We start from the raw sequence: 12,936 nt of genomic DNA, 5'->3' as shown, positions 1-12,936 counted from the left end.
GCGAATGCTTTGCCCCTACAATGGGACACTGCTATGACTAAAACTCCTCCCTCTCCTCCTCCTTCCCCTGTGGCCAAATTCTTTTTTCTGAATACGGTATTTGGCCTATTGTTATGCTTTTTATTTGTGATTGGGGGACTGATCGGGGTTTCTTCAATGGTTAAAGAAGGCGACCCAGATATTAATATTGCGATCGCCACTATTCAAACTTTATGGCCTGGGGCTGACCCAGAAACCATTGAAAACCAAGTCACCGACAAAATCGAAACCCAACTTAAATCCCTCAAAGGGCTCAAAGAAATCACCAGCGCTTCTTTTGATGGGATGTCATTAATTAATGTGGAATTCCAAGCGAATGCCCCGATCGCCGAATCGATCGCCCAAGTTCGGGCAGAAGTAGACGAAGCCAAACCGGACTTAACCTTGGAAGCGGAAGAACCCAAAGTCACCCAAGTCTCCGTTCAAGATGTGCCCATTCTCACCATTGGTTTATATGGTGACATCGATATAGCGGTGCTCAGTCGCGCTGCGGAGGAAATCGAAGATTTATTAGAAAAAGTACCCAATGTCCGGGAAGTCAACGTCGGGGGTCAACGGGATGAAGTGATTCATGTGCAGATGATGCCCAACAAACTCACCGCTTTGGGGATTTCTCCTACCACCGTCGCCCAAGCGATTCAAAGAGGCAATATTGATATGCCTTGGGATCAAGTAGAAAGTGATGATATTGGGTCGCAAGTTCGTTTATATGGTCGCTTTCGTACCTTAGAAGATTTAAGCAATTTACCCATAACTCGGATTTGTGGCAGTGATAAATGCGAGTCAGAAGATCGGGTGGTGCGCTTAGGGGAAATTGCCGAAATCCGACGGGACTTAGAAAGAGAAAAAAATCGGGCTTTTATTAGTTTTGCTGGGGCAGAATATCAACCGGCTATTAATATTGATGTGATCAAAGTGCCAGGGTCAGACACGATCAAAGTAGTGGATGATTGTTTAGAGGCGATCGCCCAGATAAAACAAAACCCTAACATCTGGCCATACAGCATGGAATACAAAGTCATCGCCACTGACAAAGATACTATTTTGTACGACTTAAATCAGTTATTTCAAAATGGCTGGCAAGGAGTTTTATGTGTATTTTTAATCTTATTAGTAGCCCTGACTTGGCGTGAAGCAATTATTGCCGGTTTATCGATTCCTTTAACGATTTTGGCAACTCTGGCGATCGTCTGGTTACTGGGCAATACCCTGAACAAAATGGTGCAAGTTGGCATGATTTTGTCCTTGGGATTACTCGTTGATGTGTTCATCCTGATGATGGAAGGAATGCACGAGGGGTTATTTATTGAAAAGTTAACTTTTAACCAAGCCGCCCTCAAAACTGTCAGAACTTTTGCTATCCCCGCGTTATCCGGGCAATTAACAACAATCTTGGCAATGGTGCCGTTAATGGCGATAGGTGGCCTGATGGGTAAATTTATTCGCTTACTTCCCATTACGGCCATCATTTGTTTATCCATGAGTTATATTATTGCCCTATTTGTGGATATTCCCCTATCACGATATTTACTTGACAAAAAATCCCCGGCGCAGATTCCCGGTTTTTTCAAAAAACCGGGAATCTCTTGTCGCGGGAATCTGCCGCAGGGATCGGCGGTATCGAAGAGGGAAAAGGAAAAAGCCAGCTTAATCGATCGCCTCACGAAAATTGTCACCACCAAATTTACTCTCTGGCTTCAACGATTTACCATTCCCAACAAATTCATCGCCTCCCTGTGGGTTTGTGGCGCGATCGGTCTGTTTGTTTTTACCACTACTCTCGCGGGCAGCGTACCCGGAACCCTGTTCCCTGACGCGGACAAAACAGCCTTAAGCGTCAACGTGGAAATGCCGCCTACTGCCACCTTGGAAACTTCCCAAAAAGTAGCCGATGACCTGGGAGAAATTCTCCGTTGCTTTGTCGGGGCGAATGATTCGGCAATCAACTCTTCAACGAAACAAACCAGTAATTGCCCCAATGCTTCGCCCCTACTTTTTGAAAGCGTAGTTAAATTAGTAGGTCAACGCAGCAACCTAGTAGCAGAAACTGGTCTTAAACCGAGTGATGGGAGCTATTTGCTGGGTTTCTCCGTCGCCTTTGTCCCCAAAGAACAACGGGAAAAAAATTCTTTTGAATATTTAGATCAAATAAGAACTGAGTTAAATGCCGCAATGCGTAAATATCCCGGTGCATCTCTAGTGGTGAATGTCGAGAAAGCCGGAGAAGGAGGAGATCCGATCGCCATTGAAATTACCGGCACCGATATGGACGAATTACGGCGCATCTCTGGAGAGGTACAAATGGCGTTGCGAGGCGTTCTTGGGGCTGTAGACGTGCGGGATGACCTGGGTTCTTTGCGTCCTGATATCAAATTCCAGCCCAAACGGGAAGCGATGGATTTTTACGGCATTGGGGCTAATGACTTGGCCATGCAAGGACGTTATCTGATGACCGACAACGATATCGCGGATTTTCCCATTGGCGGCGGTCAGGAAGATTTGGAAATTCGCCTGAGTACCGCATGGCCTTCGCGGGGCGGCAGCGTCGGTGGCCCAACCCGCCCGGATGAACTGGCGATGGTTCGTTTGATTACTCCCAATGGCCCAATTGCGGCGGATCAAATCTTAGAACAAGTTCCGGGGATGTCCCCGTTATCGATTACTCATAAAAATGCCCAACGCACGGTGATGGTATTAGCGAAAACTAAAGACCGCACCGTAGGGGAAATTTTGGCGGATTTAGAACCAAAATTAACCGAAATGAAACGCCAATGGCCAATCGGTTATAACTACAACTTTGGTGGCGAAGCGGCAACTACCGAGGAAACGTTTGGTTCGGCCAAAAAAATGGCGGTTGTGGCGTTATTTTTAGTGTTTGCAGTCTTAGTGATTCAGTTTGGTTCGTTTACTCAGCCGTTTATTATTATGTTGGCCATTCCCTTTGGGTTAATTGGCACTTTTAGCGGTTTTTTCTTATTGTGGATTCCCATTTCTTTTCCCGCCGTGATTGGGATTATTTCTCTGACAGGAATTGTGGTGAATAATTCCATTGTGATGGTGGATACGATGAATACTTATCTCAAAGAAGGGATGGATTTACGGCAAGCGGCAGCCAGAGGTGCAAGCGATCGCCTCCGTCCCATTCTCAGCACCACCTTGACCACCATTGTGGGGGTTTTACCAATGGCCTTTAGTGACCCTATGTGGTTTCCTCTTTGTATGGCGATCGCCTTTGGTTTAACCTCATCTACTTGTATTGGCTTATTGGTGACACCGGCTTTATACTTACTCCTGACGCCTTCAGATAAAATGAGGATAGAAGAGAGAGGATAGAGGAAAGAGAAAAGAGAAAAGAGGATAGAGGATAGAGAAGAGAGGATAGAGGATAGAGGAGAGGGAAGAGAGGGAAGAGAGGGAAGAGAGGGAAGAGAGGGAAGAGAGGGAAGAGAGGGAAGAGAGGGAAGAGAGGGAAGAGAGGGAAGAGAGGGAAGAGAGGGAAGAGAGGGAAGAGAGAGAAGAGAGGGAAGAGAGGAAATTTTCTTCCCACACCTCGATGGCGGCCTCCCACACTCCTATGCATCTCTTTTCTCTATCCTCTTTTCTCTTCCATTGGGATTTGCTATCTTAATTAATGCGGGAGGAAATTAATCATGCCTAAATGGAAATTAGTGACGGAGTACACATTCGACAGCGCCCATTTTATTCGGGATTATGATGGCCCCTGTGGGCGAATGCACGGCCATACTTATAAGGTACGCATTGAAGCGTCATCCCAGAAACTCCACTCTTCAGAATATTGTCCCCATGAAGTGATGGTGGCGGATTTTAAAACCCTACGTTGGGCGAAAAAAGATGTCACCAAAGGAGGGCTAGATCACTGCTTTTTGAATGACGTGATGCCCCCCGATTATGATACTACGGCGGAGATGATTGCTAAGTATATTTATGAGGAAACTAAGCGGAGAGTTCCTCCAGGAGTTGATCTAAAAGTAGCGGTTTCAGAAACCCCGAATTCTTGGGTAGAATATGAGGATGATTAAATTCATTTTAGATATTTGTTGATTAAATCTGCGCGATCGCCTCAATAGTGGAAACCGGCACCTGACAAAAATATTGCCGATAAAATTGTTCTTCTTGCAAAGCCGCAATAAAATAATCTATAGGAAAATAATTCGCGGTTATTGTGGCTTTTTTATCGGCAATCCGCCGAAAAGTTATCCCGGTTTCTAGTTCAGATGCTTCTTGGTTAAAACTAATCTGAAAACCGAGGAATGTTAAGGTATTTAAGCCAATGTCTAAGGCGCGATCGCTGATAGTTAATTCCTGGCAAAGTTCCTGACGAGAAATGCTTGCCCCGGTGTGGCTGAGATGGTCAGCAATTGTGATCAATTTTTGACATATTTCTTGGGGTTGGGGAATATTATCGGCATCATAAGCTAAGACCACAACCGGCAATTTGTGGTTAATAAATTGGGAGTCAAGCGCTAACTTTAACCCTTGTTCTAAATCTTCCCAACTGGTGGGACATTGGCGGATAAAAATGGCCGAATCGAGAGACTCATCTACTGGCAATTCTCCCCCTAGACCATTATTACGGTAATCCAAAATTTGTAAAACTTTACTTCCCGAATTTACCACAGTTATTTGCCTAGTTTCATTCACCTCTCTAACGGCAATTAACCGTAATTCATACTGTTTTTTGTAATTATTATAATCCAAAGTCGCGATCGCATCACAAAGCGCCTGAGATGGATTCTCTGCCTTCTGAGGAATATCTTCTTTATAATGTCCCCACCAAATCCCTGGAAAACCCGAATCACTGGAATCATCCTTGATATTAAAATAGGTTTTAATATAGCCCAATTTTCGACCAGTATTATCTTTAACTTTTTCATTCCATACTCTTTCAAACCAACAATTTTTAATCAATATTTGTGGCGATGGGTTGCCCATGCCGCAAGGTTCGAGGATTTTCAATTCTCGGAATAAATCTAGACCCAAATCCGCCACTTGACAAATAATGTCCGCCTGAATTATTGGTATTCCTAAGCGGTTAATTTCGCCAATTTGTTGCCGCAATTCCCGGTTAATTGCTTCGGTAAATAGGGGAATATTTTCTACCGGCAAACTCAACCCAGCGGCCAAGGGATGACCGCCAAATCGGTCTAATAAATGGGCTTGGTTTTTGACTAATTGATACAAGTCAATTTGATGTACAGAACGGGCAGAACCACGGGCTAAAACTGGGGTAGTTTCTCCACTTCCTGACGATCGCATTGCGTCCCTACTATTTTCCAGACTTTCCTGGGTTTGATCGGTGGTTAATAAAATTGTGGGACAGCCGTATTCTTGGGCAATTTGACCTGCTACTAAACCCAGGACACCCACAGACCATTGGGGGTCTTCGAGGACGATGACTTTAGTAGTAGAAAGGTCAATTTTTTCTAGTTTAGTTTTGGCTTGGGCGAGGACATTTTTTTGCAGTTCTTGACGACGGGCATTGGCTAATTCCGCTTCGCTGGCGAGTTTTTGACAAAGGTTGCGTTCGCGGCTGGTGAGTAATTCCACACAAAAAGCAGCATCCCCATGAATGCGACTCACCGCATTAATTCGCGGCCCAATACCAAAGGAAATATCTGTGGGGCGATCGCCTGTTTTCTTGCACAATTCTAATAATCTACCTAGTCCGGGACGCCGCCATTGTGACGGATGTTGTTTAAATTCTTTTTCTAAATGTTTCAGACCAATTTGGGCTAAATAGCGGCAATCTCCTTTTAATTCCACCAAATCCGCAATTAAACCAATTGCCACTAAATCTAACAACTGTTCTAAAGGTGCTTGGGGAATATTTGGCGCCGCTAAATAAAGGGCTTCAATGAGTTTATACGCCACCGCTACCCCCGACAGATAAAACATAGAATGGTCTGGGGGCAAATAACGGGGGTTAATAATTGCCACTACTGGGGGGCGATCGTCCAGCAAAGTATGATGATCCGTAATAATTACATCAATTCCTAACTCATTAGCATGGTTAATTTCTGCTAAGTTAGTGCTGCCCGTATCGCAAGTAACAATTAAACTAATCCCTTCTTTAGCTAGGCGATCGATTCCGGCAACATTTAACCCGTGGGATTCGGTGAAACGATTGGGAATATAGTAAGTTAATTTAGTATTCTGGGGGAAAAATTCTCCCAGTCCATCCCACAACACGCAGGTGGAAGTAATGCCATCAGCATCAAAATCTCCCCAAATTGCCACTTTTTCCCCACTACTGGCAGCATGGAGAATTCTTTCCACTGCCCACTGCATTTCCCAGCCAAATTCAGAAGGACTAGAAGGCTTAAAGTTTTGGGGATCGATAAATTTGGCCAGAGTTGCCCCATCTTGAATGCCCCGTTGCCAAAGCAGTTGGGCCGCATAACGCCCCGAAGATCCGGAGGTATATGCTTGCACTTGTTCCAGAAACCAAGTTGGAGGTTCAATTTGGGGTTGGAGAATCCATTCAATCTCAAAATTTTTTTGGGGGGGCAGATCGCTCATCAGAAACCAGGTTTTTTTAGCAGTTTATTCAATTTTATCAGGTTACAAAACTTTACAAACTGGGTTTTTCCTGGATTTTCGCCCATCTCGTTCCCTGAGAAAAACCCCGGTTTCTGAATTTCTGGAATTGTGACGAATTAACTTGTGGTTTATTTTCAGGATTATTGGTGGCCAATTCCCAAAAAAACCTAATATAGCGTTTCTCATCTATAAAAGGCACTTATTTTTCTCTGTCATTCCCGCGAAGGCGGGAATCCACAGATGTACTACACCTCACAAAATTGAAAACTGCTATATCATTTAATCACTGAGATGCTCCAGTGGTTCGTATATTGTCATTTCATCCTAAATCAGTCAAATGTCACAAAAACTCACCGTCAGTCTTTATGTTGACAACCAAAACGTCAAAGTAAATTTAGAACTCGCTAATCTATTGCTAGTATTTGCCAAAATCCAGGGCATTGTCAAGCAGGCCAAAATTTACGACTTTTGGCCGAACGGCAAAAATGCAGTCTTAGAGAGTTTAGCAAATCTAGGATTTCAGGGTATTTCGGTTACTTCACCGATTAAAGACTGTGCGGATTATCAATTAGTCTTTGACTGTTTGACTGATTTCGACGCAAATGGCTGGCCAGACCTGGTAATTTTAGTCTCAGGAGATGGTGACTTTTGTCCCTTTGTGAATCACCTGAAAAAAATCGGCATCAAAACGATCATTTTTGCCAGAAAAGGCAATGTCAAAAAACAACTGATTGACTTAGCGGATGAATTCCACTTTATCGATCAACTGCCTGAGTTAGTGGTGATTCAGGATGCCCCAGAAAATGAGGTTATCTCGGAACTTGTGGCACCAAAAATAGATAATTTATTGAATAAATTACCAGAGATTAACCCGCAAGTATATTCGTTACAGGAGCCGGATTTATCCGCTGAGTATATTACTTACGATCAAGCCATTGACTCTCTAATTAAAGCCATTAAGAGCGCATCGTTCCAAGGTCAACCTACTACTTTCAGTGTCCTGAACATTTTGATGCGTAATAATCCCGATTACTACCCCATCTATAAAGGTGTAGCTTCTATCCGCAAACCTGATGGCAGCAAATTTAGCAAATTTACTAATTTTATGGAGGCTGCGGTAAGTGATGGTAAAGTCAGAGTTCAAAAACATGGCAATATTCAGGAAGTTTTTTTAATCGACCCAGCCCCCTCAGAAATATCCTCAGAAGTGGCTGATAATTCTGAGCATCAGACACCGGCTGATTCTATTAATACTCAAGAGAATACTCAGGGGAATACTCCAGGAACATCGGCTGATTATTCGGCTGATTATATTCCTTATGATGAAGCGGTGAATTGTCTGCTGGAAGCGATTAATACTTGCTTACTTGAAGATCACATTACCAATTTAAGCTATATTTCTACATTAATGCGGTACAACCATCGTTTTCCCAATTATCACGGGGTGAGTTCTATCCGCAAACCTGATGGTAGCAGCTTTACCAAATTTGGTGAGTTTATTGATGCGGTTGCACAAGATGGGAAAGTTCGCCGCAAAAAAACTAGCAAAATGGCAACAGTGGTTTTAGTCGAAGAAAAAGATGGCGAAAAAACTGAGACTACTTCAAGTTATAAAAAGTCTAAAAAGTCTAAAAATAAGAAAAAGAAAGCCTCTCACAACATTAGTTACCATGATGCGGTTAAGTGCCTGATTTCAGCAATTAAAACCGCATCTAAACAAGGTAAAGAAGCCGATCCAGGATCCTTGGATCGACTGATGCGAGAAAACAAGCGGTTTCCCAACTATCAAGGAGTTAAGTCTATTTTTAAACCCAATTCTTGCCAGAAATTTTCTAAATTTATTAAGTTTCTTGACTTTGTAGAGAAAGATGGAAAAATTTACACTACTAGAACCAGAAAAAAGATTACATCTATTAAGGCGATCGATCCACAAGCGGTTTTTAATTTTGCCGACTTTTGTGAATAGTAGTTATGCGTAGGTTGGGTTGAGGCACGAAACCCAACATCAAATTTATCGAAAAAACATGATAATGACTAATCACTATGGAGTAATCAAACAAGTTATGCTGAGTAATAGAGAAAGAGTTGGTAAAGGTTTAGAGTTGCTAAGTCAGGGATTATATCCCTATGTTGAACAGCAATTGCAAGAAGCTTATCCCGATGATTGGGAAACTCAGGCCAAAAAAGAATTACCAGATTATAAAAGTACGAAAAAAAAGGATATAAAAGAGTGGCTTAGTAAAGATACTGGTGCGCTATTGACGGTTATCTCTAAGAAATGGGATGATGTATTCCAAAAAAGTATTGATAAGCCAGAAAAAAGAATTGTTGAAGAACTGATTGAAACCCGCAATTATTGGGCACACGGAGATGAATTTTCCGCAGACGATACTTATAGTGCTATTAATGGCATGGTGCGACTGCTGAAAGCAGTAAAGGCTGACGAAGAGATTATTAAAAAAGTAGAAAAGCATAAGCAAGAAGTCTTGCGTATTCTTGTTCAAGAGCAAAATCGTCAGGAAAATTGGCAAACTAAAGCGGCAGAAGCGCGAATTATATCTAAATTATCTGGGTTATTAGAACAATTACCTTTTCAGGATGCGTCTTTGCTGCAAGATGCTTTAACTCATCGTTCCTATCTTTATGAAAATCCTAAAGAAGCGAAGACCGATAATGAGTTGTTGGAGTTTCTGGGTGATGCGGTACTGAATTTTCTTAGTGGCGAATATCTTTATGAGAAGTATAAGGAAGAAAAAGATGAAGGTGATTTGACTCGGTTGCGGTCTGCTTTGGTAGAAGATAAGCAGTTGGCAAAATTTGCCGAGCAATTAGAACTCGGTAAATGGATGCGGTTAGGAAAAGGCGCGATCGCTGATGGGGCAAAAGATAATTTATCCGTATTGAGTAATACCTTTGAAGCGATAATTGGCGCTTATTTTCTGGATTCACAAATGAATGCCGTCCGAGATTTTGTGCGATCGCTGTTTGATTCGGTCATAGAGGAAATTATTGCTGTTTCGCCTCAAATCGATGACTATCAAACCGATACACCGCAAATTGCGATCGATCCGAAAAATCAATTGCAACAATGGGTACAGAAAAACCAAGGCGCAATCTTACCTCAATATCGCGTCATTAAAGAAGAAGGCCTCCCGCACGACAAAACATTTACAGTGCAGGTTTCCATCAATGGTAAAGTTTACGCCCAAGGGACAGGTTCTACCAAAAAAGAGGCGGAAAAACAAGCGGCTGGAAATGCACTAAAAAAATTAGGGCTGTTATGACAGGAAACTCCCCAGGATAACATCCCGACATAAATTTTCCTGTAGGGGCGAAGCATGACCGCAGATCCCCCAAAAAGAAACCCGGTTTCTTCGCCCTCGCAGACAACCCAGAAACCGGGTTTTTTTTATTGACATCCCCTAAAAATCCTGCTATCGTACTATTACGATGTAGAAAAGAGGCAAAAAAATGAGCAGCCCAACCAGCAATCCAACCCATATCGGCACCACCGAAGCCGCCCAATACCTAGGTATTTCCACCGTGAGACTCCGCATCCTACTCCAGCAAGGGCGGGTAAGAGGAGCCGAAAAGCAAGGCCGCAACTGGGTTATCCCCTTATTTAACGGAATGCCGGTCATCGAAGAACGCGGCAAAGGCCCGAAAGGCACCTGGTACAAGCGCCGCCGCCAAGTTGAAACCTGCATCTTGGTCAACCGGCAAATTATTGGCAAAAACGCCAAAGAAAACGAGAACGAGCCGCCGATTGTGGTCAAAGAAGGCAAAAATCAGTACAACTGCCACGAACTAGAAATTAATGGCCCATGCCGCCTGGTGTACACCCCCCATGAAACTGGCCCCTGTGGTGCTCGCCTGTGGATTGAAGCAGCGGCTCATGTGCCAGTAATCAGAAAGACTTTTGCTACCTATCAGCCGGTCAATCAGCCAGTCAGTCAGCCGGTTAAAGCCCCTTTTGAGCTTTAGTGATTGGTGATTGGTGACTCGTGTGAAATAAACCAAATAGCAATAAAAAAATAGCAAACAACAGATAGCAAATAAATATTTCATTATAAAAAAAGTCACGTTAAACTAGATGTCAAAGCGATTTTCTTTTTCACCGCAGATTCGGTGGAACCTAGTAGATAGATATTTTTCTACTGGACGGCAAATTACAGCTAAAAGGCATCGGATATATGAATGGTTTTTGGAAAATATGGATCGATAAGCTGAAGGCAACTTCGGCAGTTTTAGGCGATCGCACCTCTTCTGGGCAGAAAACCGATCGGCCCTGGGCAAACTTACCGTTAAAACGGTTGAGTTCATTGGTGGCCAGTTTAATCATTGCTCAAGGAGCGATTTTGGCAACCCCAGCCCTGGCGCAAAAAAGTGCGAAAGAAAGCCTAACCTATGGCGAACTTTTAGAAAAAATTGACGCTGGAGAAGTCCAAAAGGTCGTGCTGGATCCGGCTAAGGGCAATGCCACTGTCACTTTAAAGGATTCTGCGGAACATCAAGTCACTCTGTTTGAGCGATATCCAGAGCTATTTCAAAAAATCCGGGTTGCCAATAGAGATGGGGAACGGGTTAAGTTAGATATTCAGCCCTCAGCCGATCGCGCTGAAGCCCTGGGTATTGTCGCTAACTTATTGCTGATTACGTTATTAGTGGGCGGCTTGGTGATGATCCTGAAACGGTCATCACAAGTAGGCAACCAAGCGATGAGTTTTGGTAAATCCAGAGCTCGCTTTCACATGGAAGCGAAAACCGGGGTGACTTTTGATGATGTGGCGGGAATTGAAGAGGCCAAAGAAGAACTCCAGGAAGTAGTGACATTCCTCAAACAACCGGATCGGTTTACAGCGGTGGGGGCGAAAATCCCCAGAGGGGTGTTGTTAGTCGGTTCCCCAGGAACGGGAAAAACCCTACTGGGCAAGGCGATCGCGGGAGAAGCGGGGGTGCCGTTTTTCAGTATTTCTGGTTCTGAGTTTGTGGAGATGTTCGTTGGGGTCGGGGCTTCACGGGTCAGAGACTTATTCCACAAAGCCAAAGAAAATGCCCCTTGTATTGTCTTTATTGATGAAATCGATGCGGTCGGTCGGCAGCGTGGTGCGGGAATTGGCGGGGGGAATGATGAACGAGAGCAAACTCTCAACCAGTTGCTCACAGAAATGGACGGTTTTGAGGGCAACAGCGGCGTGATTGTGATTGCTGCCACCAACCGCCCGGATGTGCTGGATCTGGCTTTGTTGCGACCGGGACGGTTTGACCGACAAGTGGTTGTGGATTTGCCCGGTTACAACGGTCGCCTGGGGATTTTGCAGGTTCATGCTCGGAATAAAAAACTCTCTAGCGATGTATCTTTAGAGGCGATCGCCCGTCGGACTCCGGGATTAGCGGGGGCTGACTTGGCCAACTTACTCAACGAAGCGGCCATTCTCACTGCCCGTCGGCGCAAAGACGCTATTACACCAGAGGAAATTGACGATGCTATTGACCGAGTAACCATTGGTTTAAAATTAACGCCTCTCCTGGATAGCAAGAAAAAGCGGATTATCGCTTATCACGAAGTCGGCCATGCCCTATTAATGACCGTATTAAAAAATTCTGACTCCTTAAATAAAGTCACCATTATTCCTCGTTCCGGAGGAATTGGTGGTTTTGCTCAACCAGTCCCCAATGAGGAGATGATTGATAGTGGCTTAGTCACCCGTGCGTGGCTGATGGATCGAATTACTATGGCCTTGGGTGGTCGCGCAGCGGAAGATTTGGTATTTGGGGATGCGGAAGTGACCAACGGCGCCAGTGGCGATATTCAAATGGTAGCCAAAATTGCGCGAGAAATGGTAACTCGTTATGGAATGTCTGACCTCGGTCCGTTAGCCCTAGAAATAGAACAGGGTGAGGTGTTTCTGGGTCGAGACTTGATGGCGCGATCGGAATATTCCGAAGCGGTAGCCATTCAAATCGATCGCCAAGTCCATGAAATAGTCTCCCACTGCTATCAAGAAGCGCAGCGAATTCTGAACGAGCATCGCCACGTTATGGAAAAACTGGTGGAAATTCTCTTAGAGCAAGAAACCATTGAAGGAGAACAATTCCGAGCAATTGTTTCTCAATACACAAACTTGCCGAAGCAGCAATTAACCTCAGCAGTTCTTTCCTCGTAGTTCTTGCCTGGATGAGGGGCGGAGGGGGAAGCCGCCGTCGTGTAGGGTGTAGGGTGTAGGGGAAGAGAGGATGCATAGGATGCATAGGATGCATAGGATGCATAGGATGCATAGGAAAATTCTCTATTCTCTTTTCTCTATTCTCTATTCTCTCTTCCCCCCACACCGA

7 protein-coding genes are annotated in these 12,936 nt (G+C 44.2%); 6 read left to right on the top strand and 1 reads right to left on the bottom strand.

Translation table 11 applies throughout. From position 1 onward, the window contains the following. The first annotated feature begins 33 nt into the window (after positions 1–33). Positions 34–3,372, top strand: coding sequence for an efflux RND transporter permease subunit (locus AM228_RS07440; protein WP_054465492.1), 3,339 nt, complete (start codon positions 34–36; stop codon positions 3,370–3,372). 317 nt (positions 3,373–3,689) lie between these two features. Continuing rightward, on the top strand, positions 3,690–4,079 hold the full coding sequence (locus AM228_RS07435) for a 6-carboxytetrahydropterin synthase (RefSeq protein ID WP_054465491.1): 390 nt from the start codon (positions 3,690–3,692) through the stop codon (positions 4,077–4,079). A gap of 22 nt (positions 4,080–4,101) precedes the next feature. Here the strand turns inward: AM228_RS07435 and recJ are convergent, their stop codons facing one another. Further along, the gene (recJ, locus tag AM228_RS07430) at positions 4,102–6,579 is read right to left on the bottom strand and encodes a single-stranded-DNA-specific exonuclease RecJ (RefSeq protein WP_190877435.1); all 2,478 of its coding nucleotides are present in this window, start codon (positions 6,577–6,579) and stop codon (positions 4,102–4,104) included. A 358-nt stretch (positions 6,580–6,937) separates the two neighbouring features. Between recJ and AM228_RS07425 the strand changes: the two genes are divergently transcribed. The 4 genes from AM228_RS07425 to ftsH all read left to right on the top strand — a co-directional run bounded on the left by AM228_RS07425 (position 6,938) and on the right by ftsH (position 12,767). Continuing rightward, positions 6,938–8,566, top strand: a complete 1,629-nt coding sequence (locus AM228_RS07425; RefSeq protein WP_054465490.1) for an NYN domain-containing protein — start codon at positions 6,938–6,940, stop codon at positions 8,564–8,566. Positions 8,567–8,630: 64 nt separating this feature from the next. After that, positions 8,631–9,884: a ribonuclease III gene (gene rnc / locus AM228_RS07420; RefSeq protein WP_054465489.1), complete on the top strand. Its 1,254-nt coding sequence runs from the start codon at positions 8,631–8,633 to the stop codon at positions 9,882–9,884. A 187-nt stretch (positions 9,885–10,071) separates the two neighbouring features. After that, positions 10,072–10,584 (top strand): helix-turn-helix domain-containing protein, encoded by a 513-nt coding sequence (locus AM228_RS07415; protein ID WP_072160701.1) that lies wholly within the window; start codon positions 10,072–10,074, stop codon positions 10,582–10,584. A gap of 209 nt (positions 10,585–10,793) precedes the next feature. Then, entirely contained in the window at positions 10,794–12,767 is a 1,974-nt protein-coding gene (ftsH, locus tag AM228_RS07410; protein WP_054465488.1) for an ATP-dependent zinc metalloprotease FtsH, read from the top strand. Positions 12,768–12,936: the final 169 nt, after the last annotated feature.

Source organism: Planktothricoides sp. SR001 (assembly GCF_001276715.1).
GTDB lineage: Bacteria > Cyanobacteriota > Cyanobacteriia > Cyanobacteriales > Laspinemataceae > Planktothricoides > Planktothricoides raciborskii.
The sequence above is the reverse complement of the archived record's forward strand: the minus strand, read 5'-3'. Positions and strand labels throughout refer to the sequence as shown.